The organism is Microlunatus panaciterrae (genome assembly GCF_016907535.1).
GTDB classification, from domain to species: Bacteria; Actinomycetota; Actinomycetes; order Propionibacteriales; family Propionibacteriaceae; genus Microlunatus; species Microlunatus panaciterrae.
Map to the genome: position 1 here is coordinate 3208793 of NZ_JAFBCF010000001.1, position 17917 is coordinate 3226709.

A 17917-nucleotide genomic window follows, 5' to 3' on the forward strand; every position below is an offset into this window, starting at 1 on the left:
ATGCAGAAGCCGGCCCGTCTCCCTCGGGGGAGAAGACGGGCCGGCTTCTCGTTGTCATCAGCCAGCGCGCGGTGCCTGTCAGGCCGACTCGGACGGACCCGCGCCGGAACGACCAGCCTCCAGCCGGGCGATCGGCACCCGGAAGGGCGAGCAGGAGACATAGTCGAGGCCCACCTCGTCGAAGAAGTGGATCGAGTCCGGGTCGCCGCCGTGCTCCCCGCAGACACCGAGGTGCAGATCGGGACGGGTGGCGCGGCCGTGCTCGACCGCGTACCTGATGAGCTGGCCGACGCCCTGGGTGTCGAGCGACTCGAACGGCGAGACGGCGAAGATGCCCTTCTCCAGGTAGGTGCCGAAGAAGGATGCCTCCACGTCGTCACGGGAGAAGCCCCACGTCATCTGGGTCAGGTCGTTGGTGCCGAACGAGAAGAACTCCGCAGCGCGGGCGATCTCACCGGCAGCCATCACGGCCCGCGGGAGCTCGATCATGGTGCCGACCTTATAGTCGGGGCGCACCCCGGTGTCCGCCTCGATCTCGGCGGCCACCTTGGTGATGTCGGCACATACCAGCTCGAACTCCTGCACGGTGGCTACCAACGGGATCATGATCTCCGGGTGCGGGTGACCGCCCGCCTGCACGCGCAGGGCAGCCGCCTCCAGGATGGCGCGCGCCTGCATGGCGAACAGGCCGGGGATGACGATGCCGAGCCGGACCCCGCGCAGGCCGAGCATCGGGTTCACCTCGTGCAACCGCTTCACCGTCTCAAGCAGCTTGTGCTCCTTGGTGTCGCGCTTGCCTCGCTCGTCGTGCAGAGCGACCTCGACCGCAAGGTCGGCATAGTCCGGCAGGAACTCGTGCAGCGGCGGGTCGATCAGCCGGATGGTCACCGGGAGCCCGTCCATCGCCTCCAGGATGCCGACGAAGTCATCACGCTGCCGCGGCAGCAGCTCGGCGAGTGCGGCCTGCTGCTCCTCGGGCGACTCGGCCAGGATCAGGTTCTCGACCAGCGCCTTGCGTTCGCCCAGGAACATGTGCTCGGTCCGGCACAGCCCGATCCCCTGTGCGCCGAAGCGGCGTGCCCTGGCCGCATCCTCGGGGGTGTCGGCGTTGGCTCGGACGGCCATCCGCCGGGTCCGGTCGGCATGCTCCATGATGCGCGAAACGGCTGCCACGAGCTCGTCACCGGTCGTGGTCTCGTCGCCTTCGAAGTGTCGGACCACCAACGAGTCCGCCACCGGTACCTCGCCGGCGAACACCTCGCCGGTCGTTCCGTCGATGGAGATCAGATCGCCCTCGGCGATCTCGACCCCGTCCCGGGTGCGCATCCTCCGCCCCTTGACATCGATGGTCAGCGAGTCGGCTCCGCAGACACAGGTGCGTCCCATGCCGCGCGCCACGACCGCCGCGTGCGACGTCTTGCCGCCACGGCTGGTGAGGATGCCGGTCGCCGCGACCATTCCCCGCAGGTCGTCGGGGTTCGTCTCGCGCCGGACCAGGATCACCGACTCGCCGCGCTCGGCCCATTCGACGGCGCTCTCAGAGTCGAAGACCACCTTGCCGACCGCGGCGCCGGGTGAGGCGTTCATGCCGGTGGCGATCAGCACCCGTTCGGCGTGGGTGTCGAACCGTGGAAACATCAGGTTGGCCAGCTGAGCCCCGTTCACCCGACGGATCGCCTCGTGCATGTCGATCAGCTGCTGGTCGACCAGCTGGCAGGCAATCCGGAACGCCGCCTCCGCGGTCCTCTTGGCGATGCGGGTCTGCAGCATCCAGAGCTTGCCATGCTCGATGGTGAACTCGACGTCGCACAGGTCGCGGTAGTGGGTCTCCAGCTTCGCCATGATGTCGAGAAGCTGGTCGTAGGACGTCTTGTCGAGCTGCTCGAGGTCGGCCAGTGGAACGGTGTTCCGGATGCCTGCAACGACATCCTCGCCCTGGGCGTCCTGCAGGTAGTCCCCGTACACCCCCTGTGCACCGGAGGCAGGATCGCGCGTGAAGGCGACCCCGGTGCCGGAGTCCATGCCGCCGTTGCCGAAGACCATCGCACAGATGTTCACCGCTGTGCCGAGGTTGTTGGGGATGTGCTCCTCGTGCCGATAGATGGTCGCCCGCTCGGTGTTCCAGGAGTCGAAGACGGCGCCGACAACCATGTCGAGCTGTTCGCGGGGGTTCTGTGGGAACGGTCGGCCGGTGTGGGTGACGATCAGCTCCTGGTAGGTGGTGACCAGCGCCTCCAGGTCATCGACGTTGAGATCGAGATCGTTCCGGGTGCCACGGTGGGCCTTCACCCGGTCCAGCTCGTCATGGAAGACCTTGGCGTCGATGCCGAGCACGGTCGAACCGAACATCTGCAGGAGACGACGGTAGGAGTCGAAGGCGAAGCGCTTGTCTCCGCCCGCCAAGGCCGCCAGGCCGTGCACCGAGTCGTCGTTGAGCCCGACGTCGAGGACGGTGTCCATCATGCCGGGCATGGAGAACTTCGCACCGGAGCGTACCGAGACCAGCAGTGGACCGTCGGCCTGGCCGAGCCTGCGACCCATCTTCTGTTCCAGCGCATCCAGGTGCTCGTCGACCTCCTCGGCGAGACCCTCGGGCGCCTGCCCGTGCTCGAGATAGGCGCGGCAGGCGTCGGTGCTGATGGTGAACCCCGGTGGTACCGGCAGCCCGAGGTTGGTCATCTCGGCGAGGTTGGCACCCTTGCCGCCGAGGAGATCCTTCAGGTCCTTGCTGCCTTCGGAGAAGTCATAGACGTACTTGGTCATGATTTGATCATGAACCGGCCGACTCCCGACCAGTAGGGCCATCGGTCCCGACTTCGCTGGCCACGATCTGCTTCATCGATGGCGATCGAGGGTCGGGTCGGCGGTTTGGTGCCGGGTACCAGGGGCCGGCTGGGCCCGGCTCACAGCTGGCTGACCCGGATGGTGTGGATCGGTGCATTCGGAAGGTCGCGCTCGTGCCGTGCTGCGAAGGCCAGCTCAAGGCGGTAGTTGTCGCTCGTCGTGTAGGTGAAGATGATCTCGGTACCGAAACCGCCGGACTGGTTGGCGGCGCCATAGGTCGCGCCGATGCTGCTGGCCGTGTCCGTCCAGGTGAGATCGGCGGGCAGCGTGCCCTGGTAGGCGCTGAAGCTGGCATCAGAGCTGGGCAGGCCGATGGCGTTCTCGTCGTTGTAGAGCGTGACTGCGATCACGGTCCCGCTGGCGTCGAGGGTCAGCTGGAAGCCCTCCTGCTGCACGTTCACGCTCGTGTCCGAGGATCGTCCCAACCCTTGGCCGTACTGCTGCAGATCCGAGTCGCTCCACACGTTCCTGCCGAGCGCCCACTGCCAGATCTCCCCATCGGTTCCCGAACCAGTGCGGGTGGACAATGCAGTGCAGGCGGACAAGCCCGTGATCATCACCAACCATGCGGCAGCCAGTAGCGCTGCGACCCTCATGATCAACACTCCTGTTTCGAGGACGGCGCGCGTCGCCGCCTCCGTTGTCGACTCCAGCCTGCGCGGCGCGGGCGGGAGGCTGCCAGGGCACAAGTGCCTGGGGCGAGCGCCGAACGTCCCGGGGGCCTCTCCTGAGTTGGGCTGCCGGCGTTGACGCCGTCGGGGATCGACAGCGCGCGACGACCCGGCACACGACAGCGGCGGATCGTCGCGACGATCGTGCAGGCCGGCGAGTAAACCTGACGTCACGGGCACCGCCACAGCTCGATTCCGGGGTCGGTGCCGCCGGCAGCCGGACGCCTTTGGTCGCACTCGGCGGGTCCGCCGTAAGGTGTCGTAGGCTCAGGAGCCGAATCGCCCGTAAGTGACATCGAGGAGACGGAGGTCGTCATGCTTGCGCCTGACGCTCTCATTGCGGGCCGCTACCGCCTGGTCGAGCTGGTTGGGTCCGGCGGGATGGGCGTGGTCTGGAAGGCGTGGGACGACCGGCTGCATCGGGCCGTCGCGCTCAAGCTGTTGCATCAGCAGGCGCAACTCAGCGACGCCGAGTCAGAGTTGGCGACCCAGCGGGCGATGCGCGAGGCCCGGATCACCGCTCGGCTGCACCATCGGCATGCCGTGCCGGTGTTCGACGTCGTCGAGCACGAGGGTCAGCCGTGCCTGATCATGCAGTTCGTCCCGTCGCACCCACTCTCGGCGGTGCTCCGGGACCGGGGAACGCTGGAGCCGGCCGAGGCCGCCGCGATCGGAGTGCAGGTCGCCTCCGCGCTGGCGGCTGCCCACCAGGTGGGCATCGTCCATCGCGACGTCAAGCCGGGCAACGTGTTGATCGCCGAGGACGGCAGCGCCATGATCAGCGACTTCGGGATCTCGCGGGCCATGGGCGACGTGAGTCTGACCACGACCGGCCTGGTGCACGGCACGCCCGCCTACCTCTCGCCCGAGGTCGCCCGAGGTGAAGAGTCGAGCTCCAAGTCCGACGTCTTCTCGCTCGGCGCCACGCTGTACGCCGCAATCGAGGGGGCACCGCCGTTCGGCAAGGACCAGAACTCCATGGCCCTACTGCACAAGGTCGCCTCCGGCGACTTCGAGCCTCCCCGGCGCAGCGGCCGGCTGACGCCCGTCCTGGAGAGCATGCTGTCGGTGGACCCGGCCGACCGTCCGTCGATGACTGAGGTGGCGTCCCTGCTCGCGGATGTGGGGGGCGTCAGTGCCGAGTCGGGCGGGATCGAGCCGACCGTCGCATTTCCGGCGGCCGCTGCTGAGCCTGCGGCCGGTGAGCCGCCCACGGCAACGCCCACCACCGTGAGCCCCACCACGCGCACTCCCGGCGCAGAGGCGTATCCGCCAGCGGGGGAGGCGGCCGCCGTCGCCGGCGCGAGGACTTGGCCGCCAGCCACCGCGGCGCGCCCATCGTCGACGCCCGCCGCTGACCGACCGTCGCCGCCGGCGCGGCGTCGCACGCTCACCCGGGCCGCAGTGGTGGTCGGGGTCCTGCTCGTGCTCACCATCCTGGCCGCCAGCGTGGTGCCCCTGCTCAACGGGCCCGACAGCGCTGCTCCGCCGGCCGATCCGTCGCAGTCGAGCGCGCCGGTTCCGTCCCAGTCGTCGTCAGCTGCGCCGAGCGCGTCGTCCCAGACCAGCGCCACGTCGTCTCGGACCAGTGCCACGCCGTCCAAGACGCGCAGCCCGTCGACCTCACCGAAGGCCACCCCAACGGCCAGCAAGTCGTCCTCAGCGAAGAACGCGCCGACGGCCGCACAGCTGGCGCAGGCGATCTCCAGCTACTACGCCCTGGTGCCCGGCAAGACCGAACAGGCCTGGAAGCTCCTGACGCCCTCCTATCAGAACAGGACGGCGGGGGGCCGCAAGTCCTACCAGAAGTTCTGGAAGGACATCGATCAGGTCTCGGTGTCCAAGGTGAGCGGCACGCCACCCGACGGAGCGGTGGCCACGGTCACCTACCGCTTCAAGGACGGGAAGGTCGTCGAGGAGCGCACGTCGTACCGGCTGGTGAACGACGGCGGAGTGCTCAAGATCAACGACTCCTCGGTGCTCAGCAGCTCGACCAAGTAGCCACCGCCAAGGGACTCTGCCGACTTCGCCTCGGAGCGGACGCTTTCGGACTAGGGTGAGCCGACACGGGAATCGTGTCGATGTCCTCGGGGGAAGGCGTCCGTCATGTCGAATCGTCAGCGCACAAGAGCGGCCACACTGGTGGGCGCGCTCACGTACGCATGCCTGGCCGCGTTCGCGTCCGGCTGCAGCGGTCTGCTGCCGCTGGGCACCGCGGGTGCGCAGCAGCCGCCACCCACCTCCCAGCAGGCCTCTTCGGCTCCATCGAGCCAGCCGACACCGGCCGGCTCCACCACAGCGCCCGGAGGGGACACGTCCACCGGCACCGCTGACTACCAGCTGGACCGCAGCGGTGCGGCGGCAACGAGTGACAACCGTTCGGGCGAGGTCGACTACGCGGCCACCTCCCAGTACGCCATCGACATCCTGCAGAACGCGGACCGTGTCTGGACCGCCTGGTTCAAGGCCCAGGGCTACCCGGAGCCCTACGTGGTGCTCGACCTGATCCAGCCGGGTCAGAGCCTCGTCCTGACGCCGTGTACGAGTGCCAACGGGATGCCGAGCTCCTATCCGAACGCCTTCTACTGCGACGTGTCCAACGGGACCGACAACGGTCACATCATCATCCCGATCGAGACTCTGGCCAGGATGTGGTCGGGCGACATCTTCGGCACCCAGGTCAGCGATGTGAAGGCGGTCGGCGACTATGCCGCCGGCGTCATCCTCTCCCACGAGTTCGGGCACAGCGTGACCGCCGAGCTGGCCGAGGACACCGGCCGGACCCCGATGGCCAAGGGCAAGAACAAGGAGCTGATCGCCGACTGCTTCGCCGGCGTGCATACCTACGCGCTGTCCCTGGGAACCGACGGGTCTCTCGACCCTGGCGATGTCGACGAGGCGCTCAACGCGCTGGCGGCGATCGGTGACCAGGGCGATGGTGGGACAGATCCGCACGGCACCCCGGCCGAACGGAAGAACGCCTTCCAGATCGGGCTGTACGGCTCGCAGGCAGATCCTCGCGGCGGGGTGCCGGCCAACTGCACAAAGGCGTTCTGGCCCGAGTTCGGCGGCTAGAGATTCGGCTGCGACTGCATCCGTCGATGCTCCGGCGGGGGAAGTGCTGACAAGAGGTTCTCACCATCCCCTGAAGGAGACATCGCATGATCGCACGACGACTCGCGCAGCTCGGCTGCGCTGTGGTGCTGGCCGCGGCGACGACCCTGGTCGGCGCCCTGCCGGCCGGAGCGCACAGCCGCCACCACATGCCGGGAACGACGAGCCTGGCCATGCTGCTGGCCAAGGACGGATCAGGGTTCGACCGCAACCCGAACGACTTCGACATCGCCGACAATGCCGTGCGGGCGGTGTTGCAGGCGAAGCCCAACAGCCCGGTCGCGGTGCTGGCGAACGGGTCGGTGGCGTTGACCGCGTTCCTGCCGACCGATCGGGCCTTCCGGTCGCTGGCGAGGGACCTGACCGGGTCGTCCGCGCGCAGCGAGGCGGCGGTGTTCAGCACTCTTGCTTCGACCTTGGGCGTCGACACCATCGAATCCGTACTGCTCTATCACGTGGTGCCGGGAGCGACGATCACCTACCGCACTGCGGTGCGCTCCAATGGTGCCGTGCTCAGCACCGCTCTGGCCGGGTCGACCCTCACCGTGAAGGTGCGGTGCCGCAGCGTCAGCCTGGTCGACGCCGATCCCAACGACGCCAACCCGCGGGTGGTCCGACGTGACCTCAACAAGGGCAATCTGCAGATCGCCCACGGCATCAGCCAGGTCCTGCGCCCCGCCGACCTCTGAGCAGGACTGCCGGCTGCCAGCCGACCGTACCGGGATAATGGCCGATACGGTCGCAGGGTGGGAGGCAGTCGGTGAGTGAGCAGAGCGACATGGGGGAGCCGAGTCACGGCACCCGGCTCCCCCTCGCCGCGGACTGTGAGAGCTGCTTCGCCCTCTGCTGCGTGGCTCTGCCGTTCTCTGCCTCGGCGGACTTCGCCTTCGACAAGGCCGCCGGACAGCCGTGTGTCCACCTGCAGGAGGATCTCCGGTGCGGCATCCATCCGCGGCTGCGGCAGGAGGGTTTTCCCGGCTGCACGGCCTACGACTGCTTCGGCGCCGGCCAGCAGGTGTCCCAGGTCATCTTCGGCGGCGTGGACTGGCGGCTGAGTCCGGCCACGGCGGCGCTGATGTTCGCAGTGTTCCCAGTGGTACGGCAGCTGCACGAACTGCTCTGGTACCTGACCGAGGCGCTGGCTCTGGAGCCTTCCGGACCGCTCCATCCCGAGCTGCGCGAGACGCTGACTCAGACCGAGCAGCTCGCCACGGGAACCCCTGCTGACCTTCAGCAGCTCGACGTCTCCGCGCACCGGCAGGTGGTGGGCGAGCTGCTTCTCCGGGTCAGCGACCTCGTCCGCGCCGACGTGCCTGGCCGGAAGCGGGAGCATCGGGGTGCGGACCTGATCGGCGCGAAGCTGAAGGGCGCCGATCTGAGGGGTGCCAACCTGCGTGGGGCCTGCCTGATCGCGGCTGACCTGTCTGGCGCCGATCTGCGCTGGGCGGATCTACTCGGGGCCGATCTCCGCGCCGCCGATCTCGGTCACGCCGACCTGTCCCGGGCGATCTTCCTGACCCAGCCGCAGGTGAATGCCGCCACAGGTGACACGCACACCGCACTCGCGTCCTCGCTGCAGCGCCCGGTCCACTGGAGCTGATCATGGCCGGCTCGCGGGGGTTGACGGCCCGCGGAAGAGACGATTGTCTGCAGTGAGACCGGCCGAGGCGCTGTTCGCGCACGTTCGTCGTACGTCACACAGGGCAGACCCTGGGTGAGGACCTTGAACCTAGGCGAAGTTGCCCGGTGAGGACGGACGAGACAGGGGTGACGGTGACCGACACAAGCAACTATCTGCGGTTCGAGCGGGTCGACTCGGTGACGGAGACGGACCGCGGCCTGCTCGCCGAGCTGCACGGTGAGCAACTGCGGATCGACGTGGTCCGCGACGACGTGGTGCGGTTCAAGATCAGCCGTGCCGGTGCGTTCGACGAATCGCCCACATTCGCGGTGTGCGTCGATCCGATGTCCCAGCCGGTTGCTTTCGACGTCGATCGGGACGCCGACGTCGTCAGACTGCGTACCGCGGCGCTGGTGGTCTCGCTCTGGCTCGACCCGTTCCGGCTGGAGGTGCACCGGCTCGACGGCAGCATGGTGATCGAGACCGCGGCTGACGCGGACGGCAGCTACCAGGCCTACGCGACGCTCAACGACGCGTTCGCTCTGCGACGCCGTTGTCGTCAGGAGGATGCGATCTACGGCCTGGGGGAGAAGACCGGCCGGCACAACCGGAAGGGCCGCGACTTCACCTTGTGGAACACCGATGTGCTGAACCCGACGGCGTCGGGCGCGTTCACCGCCGGTCGGGCCGCCGACGACCCTCGCTCGGAACGGACCAGTGTCGAGTTCGACCCCTACTACGTGTCGATCCCGTTCTTCTACCACCAGGCCTATCCGTCCGGTGAGATGGCGGCATCCTTCATCGACAACGGCTACCGCGCCGACTACGACTTCACCGGCGCCGACGAGTACCGCATCCACTTCTCCGGCGGGCAGTACACCGAGTACATCTTCGCCGGACCGGACATGCCCGCGATCCTGGCCGCCTACAGCTGGCTCACCGGTCGCGCGGCACCACCGCCGCTGTGGTCACTCGGCTATCACCAGTGCCGATGGTTCACCTACCGCCAGCAGACGATCGAGCAGCTCGCGGACCGCCATCGCGACACGGATATTCCCTGTGACGCCTTGTGGCTGGACATCGACTACATGGACGGCTATCGGGTGTTCACCTGGAACACCGAGGCGTTCCCGGATCCGCCCGGCATGCTGCAACGCCTTGCCCAGCAGGGATTCCGGGTGATCACGATCATTGACCCGGGGGTGAAGTACGACCCGGGCTACTGGGTGTTCGACCAGGCGGTGGAACAGGACGTGCTCTGCAAGACCGAGGGCGGCGACGTCTACATCGGGCAGGTGTGGCCGGGAAACACCGCCTTTCCCGACTTCGTCACCAAAGAGGCGCGAGCCTGGTGGGGCCAGCTGAACGCGGCACACGTCCAGTCGGGGCTGGCCGGCATCTGGAACGACATGAACGAGCCGGCGACCGGAGTGGTCGACCCGCACGGCATGCGCTTCGGCAAGGGCGCCCATCCCCACGAGCGCTATCACAACCAGTACGCCCTGTTGATGGCCATGGGCACCACGGCCGGACTGCTGGAGGCGATGCCGGACCGGCGCACGTTCGTGCTGTCCCGCGCCGGGTTCGCCGGCATCCAGCGGTATGCAGCCAACTGGATGGGAGACAACCTGTCGCGTTGGGACCATCTCTGGCTCAGCCTGCCGATGGCGGCCGGGTTCGGCATCTCCGGCCAGCCGTTCGTCGGGGCCGACATCGGCGGGTTCGCCGGCAGCTCCAACGCCGAGCTGTTCCTGCGTTGGATGCAGTACGGCGTGCTGACCCCGTTCTGTCGCAACCACTCCGCTATGGGCAATGTCGACCAGTACGCCTGGGCGTGGGGTGAGGTGATCGAGGGTCTGGTGCGGGAGGCGATCAAGCTCCGCTACCGACTCCTGCCTTACCTCTATGCGACCTTCCTCCGCGCAGCCGAGACCGGCGCTCCGGTGCAGCGGCCGCTCGTCTTCGACTTCCAGTACGACGGCACCGTCCGCGACATCGACGACGAGTTCCTGCTCGGCCCGGACCTGTTGGTGGCGCCCGTCGTCGAGGCGGGGGTCACGGCCCGGCAGGTCTACCTGCCGGCCGGCACCTGGTACGACTGGCACAGCGACGAACCGGTCGACGGCGGCCGCTTCCTCCTGACACCGACGCCGATGGACCGGATCCCGATCTTCGCCCGCGGCGGTGCGGTCATCCCGATGTGGTCCGAGGCGCCGGACAGCACCGATGGCTACCGCCCTGCCGTGGTGGAGCTGCATCTGTTCGCCCCCGGCTTCGACGGCACCTTCGGCTCGTTCCTGCAGGAGGACGACGGGCTCACCTTCGCCGCGCTCGAAGGCGGCCGGTACCGGACCAGCTTCGAAGTGACCCGCAGCGGCCGCGCCATCACGGTCGAGGCCGCAGTGGAGGGCAACGGCTATCCCGAGTTTGCCCGAGAGGCCTTCGACCTGATCATCCACGGCGCCTCGCCGTCGACGGTCTGGCTGGCGGATGAAGAGCTGGCCGGCATCGGCGGGGCCCCGGGCGAACGGGTCCGTTTCCGGCTGCCGAACACCGGTCAGGCCTTCACCCTCCGTTTCGACCTCGGCTAGCTGTTGATCTTGCCTGTTTGTTGATCATGCGCGCTTTCCGGAGCCGCTCCGCGACTCAACGTCCGGAGCGCCCGGGCATCAACGCAACGGGTGGTTGGCGCGGATGATCTGGTCCGGGTCCACCGCCTCCTGCACCGCCACCAACCGGGCCAGCACCTCCGGGGAGTGGAACCGGCTGGCGGGTTCGGAGGACTCGCTGAAGTTGGCGTAGGTGCGGTCGTTGCGCCACGGGCCGAGACCACGCAGCAGGGATCGGACATCAGCCTCGACCAGCGCATGCAGGTCGGCGTTCGGCGTCACACCGACTCCGAAGACCAGGAACCGTCCTGGCAGGTGGTCCACCGCACCACCGTCTTGCACCGGCCGCCCGAGCGCACCACCCAGGAGCCGGACATCGACCGCGAGCAGCGACGTGTCGGCCTCCGGGCCGGCAACGGCCAGGATCGCCTCAATCGTCTCCGCGGACATGTCGTTGATGATCACCCCGCCACCGGCAGCCGGTGTGGGCGCGGGCGGGTCCATGTGGATCTGGGCGAGCTGGGTGGCCGGCATCACCCCGAACAGGTCCACAGTCGGGCCGAGCGCGCGCAGCGGCTCGAGCAGCTGATGGGCGGACTCCTCGCTGCCCAGGATCGCACCATCGACGACCGCGAACGACTGGCCGCGCAGGAAGTCGGGCAGCTCGGGCAGCGGTGGGAGGCGGAGCAGCCGCGCGCAGGCAGTGACCGCCTCGTCCAGGTCGCGCGTCCAGGTCTCGAAGGCGGTGAAGACCTCGCGGGCCCGGTCGATCGGAAACAGCAGCGACCCCGCGTACACCTGGTCGATCGGGAAGACGCGGAAGTCGAGCCGCGTCACCACCGCACCGTTGCCGCCACCGCCACGGAGGGCCCAGAACAGCTCCGGCTCGGTGTCGGCATCCACCTCCAGGATGCGCCCGTCACCGGTCACCACCTCGGCCCCCAGAACGTGGTTGACCGCCAGCCCGTGGCGCCGGCCCAGCCAGCTGTAACCCCCACTCAGGGTGTAGCCGGCGATGCCGACGTCGGGTGACGAACCCGACAGGGCGCCCAGGCCATGCCCCGCGAGGGCCGCGTTCACCTCCCCCCAGAGCGCACCGGCCCCAGCCCGGACCCGGTGTGCCTGCGGGTCGACGACGATGTCCTTCAGCAGCGTGGTGCGCAACAGGATGGTCCCACTCAGGTCGCCGAGCGGGGCTGGGTTGTGGCCGCCGCTCTGCGGCGCGACACGCAGGCCGTGCTCGGCGGCGTAACCGATGACCTGGGCCACATCCCCGGCGTCGGCCGGGAAGGCGACGGCCACCGGACGCTGGTCGACTGCGAGGTTCCAGGCGCTCCGGGCCTGGTCCCAGTCCGGATCGGCGGCTGTCGCGAGCCGTCCGCGCAGACGGCCGGCGAGCCCGCGCAGTGCCGGGTCGGTGTGCCGGTCGGAGCTGACCGGGGACTGGGACTCCAGGGAGACGGCTGCCTCGCGCACCTCCCGATCAAGGCTGATGTCCTGCCGAGTCGTCTGATCCTGGGTGATGCTCATGTACTGCTCTCCTCTGTCCTGGGCTGCGGTCGCCGGCTGTTCCAGCTCCCGGTGGTGGGGATCGGTGCTGCAGGCGATTCGTGGGTCACGCTCGGCCTGGGTCAACCATCCGGGTCTCAGAGGCACCCAGCCGTCCATCTGATACAGGCCCTCCGTGGGGTTGCGGAGATCGGGGACCAAAGGCTCTGGTGTGCGCCAGGCCCGGGCATGACGATGGCGCTGAAACGAGGTGCTCGATCGAGCACCGGGCGAAGGGCTTCAGACGATGGAGGTGACAGACGATGGTGTTCTCGGACCGGGTCGACGCCGGCCGCCGGTTGGCGTCGCGGCTGCAGCATCTTCGCCAGGACGATGTGGTGGTGCTCGGCCTGCCACGCGGGGGAGTCCCCGTCGCCTACGAGGTGGCTATGGCCCTACGGGCGCCACTCGACGTCATCGTCGTCCGCAAGCTCGGAGTTCCCTACCAGCCGGAGCTCGCGATGGGAGCCATCGGCGAGGGGGGTGCGCGAGTGCTGGACTCACGCGTACTGGCCCAGGCCAGGGTGAGTGAAGACGACCTCAGACGGGTGGAGACGCGGGAGCGGGCGGTGCTGGAGGATCGCGTGACCCGGCTCCGCCGCGGCCGGGACCGCATCGACCTGCACGGGCGGGTGGCGGTCGTGGTCGACGACGGCATCGCGACCGGTTCAACCGCTCGGGTCGCCTGTGAGGTGGCTCGTCACCTCGGCGCGGCGAGGGTCGTTCTCGCCGTCCCGGTCGGCCCTGCCGACACCGTACGGCACCTGCCAGAGGCGGACGAGGTCATCTGTGTCACGACACCGCTCGGCTTCATGGCCGTCGGCAACTACTACCGCGACTTCTCGCCGACCAGCGACGAGGAGGTGATCGCCCTGCTCGACGCCGCGGCGCGGCACCAGCAGCATGACCGGGAGACGGCTCTGCCGTCCGACAGCGACACCGACGTGCAGATCGACGCCGGGGGCGTGACTTTGGCCGGACACCTGCATCTGCCGGAGCGGGCGTCGGCCGTGGTCCTGTTCGCCCACGGCAGCGGGAGCAGTAGGCACAGCCCCCGCAACCGGTTCGTCGCCTCGGTGCTCTTCGAGGCGGGGATCGGCACCCTGTTGCTGGACCTGCTGACACCCGAGGAGGAGCTCGACCGGGCCAACGTCTTCGACATCCCGCTGCTGGCCGCGCGTCTGCTGGCAGCCACCCGATGGCTGTCCACCCGCGACGACACAGCCGGTTGCCGGATCGGCTACTTCGGCGCCAGCACCGGCGCCGGAGCGGCACTGGTGGCGGCTGCGCAGGCGGGTGACCAGATCGCAGCGGTGGTGTCCCGGGGCGGCCGCCCGGACCTGGCCGGACCACACCTGGGTGCGGTGACGGCGCCGACACTGCTGATCGTCGGTGGTGAGGATCTCCTGGTCCTGGATCTGAACCGCCAGGCGAAGGCGCGACTGCGTTGCACCAACAGACTGTCGGTAGTCCCCGGCGCCACCCATCTGTTCGAGGAACCCGGCACGCTGGCCGAGGCGGCGCTGCTGGCCCGGGACTGGTTCGCCCGTTACCTGCTGCCGGCTGCCGCCGTCTCGACACCGGAGCGGGCAGAATGACCACGCCGGCTGCTCCGGTCACCGCCAGTGCCGTCTTGAGCGAGATCAGCCAACTGGCGCGGCCGCTCACCAGCGTGGACGACCTGAACCCCCTGGTCGAGCGGTTGGCCAGGGAACGCTTCGTCTGCATCGGGGAGGCCTCGCACGGCACCCACGAGTTCTACCGGTGGCGGGCTCTGCTCAGCCGCCGGCTGATCGAGCGGCACGGCTTCAGCTGGATCGGCGTCGAAGGCGACTGGCCCGACTGCTGGCGGATCAACCGCTGGGTGCGCGGGCTGGACGAGCAGGAGCTGGACGCCGCCGGCCTGCTGGCCAGGTTCGAGCGCTGGCCGACCTGGATGTGGGCCAACCGCGACGTGGCGGACTTCCTCGGTTGGTTGCACGAATGGAATCTGGGTCGCCCGGCCTCCGCGCGGGTCGGCTTCTACGGACTGGATGTCTACTCGCTGTGGGACTCGCTCCGCGAGATCATCGAGTGGCTGGAGGCGAACGCCCCGGACGCGGTGCCTGAGGCGATGCAGGCCTGGCAGTGCTTCGTCCCGTACGACGAGGACCCGCATCTCTATGCCCGCAGCTCCCGGCTGGTGCCGCTGTCCTGCGAGCCCGATGTGGTTGCGCTGCTGGTTGCGGTTCGGGAGCGAGCGAAGATCAGGTCGCAGGTCGATGACGAGGCTTTCGACGCGGTACAGAACGCGGAGGTGGCCGCCGGGGCGGAGCGGTACTACCGGATCATGATGCGCGGTGATCGCGAGTCCTGGAACGTCAGGGACCGGCACATGGTGGACACCGTCGACCGCCTGGCCCAGCATCTGGGTCCGCAGTCGAAGGGATTGATCTGGGAGCACAACACCCATGTCGGCGATGCCCGTGCAACGGACATGGCCTCGGCCGGAATGGTCAATGTCGGGCAGCTGATGCGGGAACGGCACGCGGCCGAGGGGGTGGCGCTGGTCGGGTTCGCCTCGCACCGTGGATCGGTGCTGGCCGCAGAGGCCTGGGGCTCTCCGGAGGAGATGCTGCCGGTCCCGCCCGCACGCACCGGAAGCCATGAGGATCTGCTACACCGGGTGCTCGGCCGGCCGTCGGTGTTGATCTTCGGTGCCGATCGTTCGGGACCCTGGCTGGCGGCCCGGGCGGGTCACCGGGCGATCGGCGTGGTGTACCACCCGCAGCGGGAGTTCGCCAACTATGTCCCGACGAGGATGGGCGGCCGCTATGACGCACTGATCTGGCTGGAGGACACGCGGGCCCTGCAGCCGCTGCATCACGAGGCCAGACCGAGCGAACCCGAGCTGGAGACGGAGCCCACCGGCTTCTGACGCGTGGGTCAGTTCCCGAGGCTCTGCACCTTGTCGATCAGGGCGTCCAGCCGTGCGTTGAGGCCGGCATCCACCACCTGGGCATCCGGGTGTTCGTCATGCCAGCCGACGATCTCGCGTACCCCCGTCGCATAGGGGATGGTCGCGCAGAACTCAGGAACCAGCGACTTGATCTTGCTGTTGTCGAAGATCACCGAGTGGGCCTTGTCTCCCACGATGCCTGGGCCGATCTCCGGCAGCACCGCAGCCAACGTGTCGGAGGCGACGTGCACCAGCTGCGGCGTCACGCCGAGGGCGGTGCCGTAGAGGCCGAAGATGTGGTTCCAGGTCAGCACCTCGTCGGAGGTGATGTGGAAGGAGTCGCCGATCGCCTGCGGGTGGCCCAGCAGGCCGACGAAGCCGATCGCGAAGTCCTCGGTGTGCGTCATCGTCCACAGCGAGGTGCCGTCTCCGTGGACGACGACCGGCAACCCGCGCCGCATCCGATCCACCACTGTCCAACCACCGGGGAGGGCCACCCGGCTGTGGTCGTACGTGCTGGACGGACGGACGATGGTGATCGGGAAGCCGTCGTCGCGGTAGGCCTCCAGCAGGAGGTCCTCGCAGGCGATCTTGTCCCTGGAGTACTGCCAGTACGGGTTGCGCAGCGGGGTCGATTCCACGATGGGTAGCCGGGCAACCGGCTTCTGGTACGCGGAGGCGCTGCTGATGAAGACGTACTGCGAGGTCCGGGAGGTGAACAGGTCGATGTCGGTGCGGACGTGGTCGGGGGTGAAGGCGATGAAGTCGACGACGACGTCGAACTCGCGAGCGCCCAGCGCGCTGCGGACCGAGGCGGGATCCCGGATGTCGGCGGTCAGTACCTCGGCTCCCGCGGGCACCGGTCGGCTCGCCGTGGTGCCGCGGTTGAGCAGCGTCAACTGGTGCCCGGCGGCGATCGTCTGGGCCGAGCTGGCCGCGCTGATGGTGCCGGTGCCGCCGATGAAGAGGATCTTGAGTGGGCTCATGACGTGACTCTATCGAGCGCAGCTGAACAGGCCTTCGGACCTCTTGTGCCGACACGAAACGGATCTACCGTGGTGATATGGCGATCCGCCAGAGGCGACGGATCTGAACTGAAAGGTGGTGGCTTGAGATGCGCAAATGGACTCGCTGGCAGGACTGGGTGGCCCTCGCCGCTGGTCTGTACGCGCTGCTGTCTCCGATCTGGACACAGACCACAACCCGGGCGACCTGGTCGCTGATCGGGCTGGGGGCCGTGCTCGCGGTGACGGCACTGTGGTCGCTCGCTGCGCCCGGAGCGGTGGCGTCGGAGTGGATCCACGCGATCCTGGGCGTGCTGTTGATCATCGCGCCGTTCGTGCTCGGGTTCTCGGGTCTGATGGGAATGGCCATCACGGCTTGGGCCACGGGCGGCGTTGCCCTGATCGTCGGCGCCTTGGGGATCCCGGCCAGCAACCGGGTTCACCACGACCAGATGGTGGCGCACAGCTGACCTCACACCCTGATCAAGCTGTGTCGTCAGCGATGCATCTCCAGCGGCCCACCTGGCGTGGGCCGCTGGCAGGTCCGGCGGCTCAGCTCGGTGCTGTGGCCTCGTCGGCGTGCTCGGGCCGGCCGGCCAGCCAGTCCTGCAGGTCGGCCACCCGCTGCGGGTGGCGGCGACTGCGCGCCAGGAACCCCGCGCCGTGCTCCGGCATCGGATCCTGGTCGGTCGGTTGATAGCGCAGGTCGACACTCCAGCGGACATGGTCGGCGTTGTTCGGCGTCGAGCTGTGCACCAGCCGGTCGTTGAACAGGATCGCGGTGCCGGCCCGTACCGGCAGCGCCCGTTCCCGGCTCTTGCCGGCGGCCAGCCCCTCGACATCGACTGTCAGGAACCCGGTGCCGCTGTACTCCTCCTGGTGGAACGGCAGCACCTTCTGCTTCTGCGTCCTCGGCAGCACGTGCAGGCAGCCGTTCTCCAGTGTGGCGTCGACGAACGAGATCCAGACGGTGATGACGGGGTTGGAGTTGGCGTCCGGCCAGTAGGACTTGTCCTGGTGCCAGGGGACGGCTCCGGCGGCGATCCTGGGCACCTTGGGACGGACGTTGTACACCGGGTTGGAGAAGATCTCCGGACCGATCAGGCTCTCGACCGCGTCCAGGATCTTCGGGTTGCTCATCAGCGTGTGGTAGCCGGCGATCCGGTCCCGCCAGCTGCGGCCGAACTCGAGGAAGTGTTCCGGCGCCAGCCCCTCGAACAGCCGGGCCAGCCGGACCGGAAAGGGGGCATCGGTCAGCGGGTCGTCGATGAGGCCGGCCGCGACCAGCTCTGCGGCGATCCGGTCCACCTTCTCCGTCAACGCCCCCCGGACCGGTGCCATGTCCTGCTCCGTCAGGAGGTCCGGCAGCACCAGGTACCCCTCGGTGTCGTACTGCTCGACCTGGGCCGGCGACAGGTTGCCCTGGTTACCTGCCCGCATCCGGGTGTTCCCCTCGACACTGTCCCGGCGTGCTGGAATCTCGCGTGCAATGGTGCGCATGGGGCAACGCTAGAGGGCGATTCGCCTGTCTGTCGTGGTTCTGTCGGGTCATTTGTGGTTACCATCGA

At 68.5% G+C, this 17917-nt stretch carries 13 protein-coding genes; 8 read left to right on the forward strand and 5 right to left on the reverse strand.

The window, feature by feature from the left end; all coding sequences use genetic code 11:
* Nucleotides 1–78: 78 nt before the first annotated feature.
* Both ppdK and JOE57_RS14670 read right to left on the reverse strand, forming a co-directional pair.
* Nucleotides 79–2766, reverse strand: coding sequence for a pyruvate, phosphate dikinase (gene ppdK / locus JOE57_RS14665; RefSeq protein WP_338041404.1), 2688 nt, complete (start codon nucleotides 2764–2766; stop codon nucleotides 79–81).
* Nucleotides 2767–2903: 137 nt separating this feature from the next.
* On the reverse strand, nucleotides 2904–3440 hold the full coding sequence (locus JOE57_RS14670; RefSeq protein WP_204919109.1) for a hypothetical protein: 537 nt from the start codon (nucleotides 3438–3440) through the stop codon (nucleotides 2904–2906).
* A gap of 390 nt (nucleotides 3441–3830) precedes the next feature.
* On the opposite strand from JOE57_RS14670, the gene JOE57_RS14675 reads away from it, so the two are divergent.
* The 5 genes from JOE57_RS14675 (at nucleotide 3831) to JOE57_RS14695 (ending at nucleotide 10841) form a co-directional block, all read left to right on the forward strand.
* Nucleotides 3831–5516 carry a serine/threonine-protein kinase gene (locus tag JOE57_RS14675; protein WP_204919110.1) on the forward strand — a complete coding sequence of 562 codons (1686 nt, stop codon included), beginning with the start codon at nucleotides 3831–3833 and terminating at the stop codon, nucleotides 5514–5516.
* Nucleotides 5517–5621: 105 nt separating this feature from the next.
* A complete protein-coding gene (locus JOE57_RS14680) occupies nucleotides 5622–6590 on the forward strand; it encodes a neutral zinc metallopeptidase (RefSeq protein ID WP_204919112.1) in 969 nt (322 codons plus the stop codon).
* An 86-nt stretch (nucleotides 6591–6676) separates the two neighbouring features.
* Nucleotides 6677–7318: a fasciclin domain-containing protein gene (locus tag JOE57_RS14685; protein ID WP_204919115.1), complete on the forward strand. Its 642-nt coding sequence runs from the start codon at nucleotides 6677–6679 to the stop codon at nucleotides 7316–7318.
* Between the two features lie 71 nt (nucleotides 7319–7389).
* Nucleotides 7390–8229: a pentapeptide repeat-containing protein gene (locus JOE57_RS14690; RefSeq protein WP_338041326.1), complete on the forward strand. Its 840-nt coding sequence runs from the start codon at nucleotides 7390–7392 to the stop codon at nucleotides 8227–8229.
* Nucleotides 8230–8402: 173 nt separating this feature from the next.
* Nucleotides 8403–10841: a TIM-barrel domain-containing protein gene (locus tag JOE57_RS14695; RefSeq protein ID WP_204919118.1), complete on the forward strand. Its 2439-nt coding sequence runs from the start codon at nucleotides 8403–8405 to the stop codon at nucleotides 10839–10841.
* A 78-nt stretch (nucleotides 10842–10919) separates the two neighbouring features.
* Here JOE57_RS14695 and JOE57_RS14700 read toward each other — a convergent pair whose 3' ends face one another.
* Nucleotides 10920–12389, reverse strand: a complete 1470-nt coding sequence (locus JOE57_RS14700; protein ID WP_204919120.1) for an FAD-binding oxidoreductase — start codon at nucleotides 12387–12389, stop codon at nucleotides 10920–10922.
* Between the two features lie 281 nt (nucleotides 12390–12670).
* Between JOE57_RS14700 and JOE57_RS14705 the strand changes: the two genes are divergently transcribed.
* Both JOE57_RS14705 and JOE57_RS14710 read left to right on the forward strand, forming a co-directional pair.
* Nucleotides 12671–14005, forward strand: coding sequence for a phosphoribosyltransferase family protein (locus JOE57_RS14705; RefSeq protein WP_204919122.1), 1335 nt, complete (start codon nucleotides 12671–12673; stop codon nucleotides 14003–14005).
* Nucleotides 14002–15324 (forward strand): erythromycin esterase family protein, encoded by a 1323-nt coding sequence (locus JOE57_RS14710; protein ID WP_204919125.1) that lies wholly within the window; start codon nucleotides 14002–14004, stop codon nucleotides 15322–15324. Before JOE57_RS14705 ends, JOE57_RS14710 begins: the two co-directional genes overlap by 4 nt.
* A gap of 8 nt (nucleotides 15325–15332) precedes the next feature.
* Here the strand turns inward: JOE57_RS14710 and JOE57_RS14715 are convergent, their stop codons facing one another.
* Nucleotides 15333–16331 carry an SDR family oxidoreductase gene (locus JOE57_RS14715; RefSeq protein WP_204919128.1) on the reverse strand — a complete coding sequence of 333 codons (999 nt, stop codon included), beginning with the start codon at nucleotides 16329–16331 and terminating at the stop codon, nucleotides 15333–15335.
* Between the two features lie 128 nt (nucleotides 16332–16459).
* Here JOE57_RS14715 and JOE57_RS14720 point away from each other — a divergent pair, with 128 nt between their 5' ends.
* Nucleotides 16460–16819, forward strand: a complete 360-nt coding sequence (locus tag JOE57_RS14720) for an SPW repeat domain-containing protein (protein ID WP_204919130.1) — start codon at nucleotides 16460–16462, stop codon at nucleotides 16817–16819.
* Nucleotides 16820–16901: 82 nt separating this feature from the next.
* Here JOE57_RS14720 and JOE57_RS14725 read toward each other — a convergent pair whose 3' ends face one another.
* Nucleotides 16902–17849, reverse strand: coding sequence for a phytanoyl-CoA dioxygenase family protein (locus tag JOE57_RS14725; protein WP_204919133.1), 948 nt, complete (start codon nucleotides 17847–17849; stop codon nucleotides 16902–16904).
* Between the last annotated feature and the right edge of the window lie 68 nt (nucleotides 17850–17917).

Excerpts from the sequence above, each read along its gene's own strand:
- JOE57_RS14705 (WP_204919122.1), top strand. The coding sequence starts at position 12,671 with ATGGTGTTCTCGGACCGGGTCGACGCCGGCCGCCGGTTGGCGTCGCGG.
- JOE57_RS14675 (WP_204919110.1), top strand. The coding sequence starts at position 3,831 with ATGCTTGCGCCTGACGCTCTCATTGCGGGCCGCTACCGCCTGGTCGAG.
- JOE57_RS14720 (WP_204919130.1), top strand. The coding sequence starts at position 16,460 with ATGCGCAAATGGACTCGCTGGCAGGACTGGGTGGCCCTCGCCGCTGGT.
- JOE57_RS14715 (WP_204919128.1), bottom strand. The coding sequence starts at position 16,331 with ATGAGCCCACTCAAGATCCTCTTCATCGGCGGCACCGGCACCATCAGC.
- JOE57_RS14670 (WP_204919109.1), bottom strand. The coding sequence starts at position 3,440 with ATGAGGGTCGCAGCGCTACTGGCTGCCGCATGGTTGGTGATGATCACG.
- JOE57_RS14685 (WP_204919115.1), top strand. The coding sequence starts at position 6,677 with ATGATCGCACGACGACTCGCGCAGCTCGGCTGCGCTGTGGTGCTGGCC.
- JOE57_RS14725 (WP_204919133.1), bottom strand. The coding sequence starts at position 17,849 with ATGCGCACCATTGCACGCGAGATTCCAGCACGCCGGGACAGTGTCGAG.
- JOE57_RS14710 (WP_204919125.1), top strand. The coding sequence starts at position 14,002 with ATGACCACGCCGGCTGCTCCGGTCACCGCCAGTGCCGTCTTGAGCGAG.
- JOE57_RS14680 (WP_204919112.1), top strand. The coding sequence starts at position 5,622 with ATGTCGAATCGTCAGCGCACAAGAGCGGCCACACTGGTGGGCGCGCTC.
- JOE57_RS14700 (WP_204919120.1), bottom strand. The coding sequence starts at position 12,389 with ATGAGCATCACCCAGGATCAGACGACTCGGCAGGACATCAGCCTTGAT.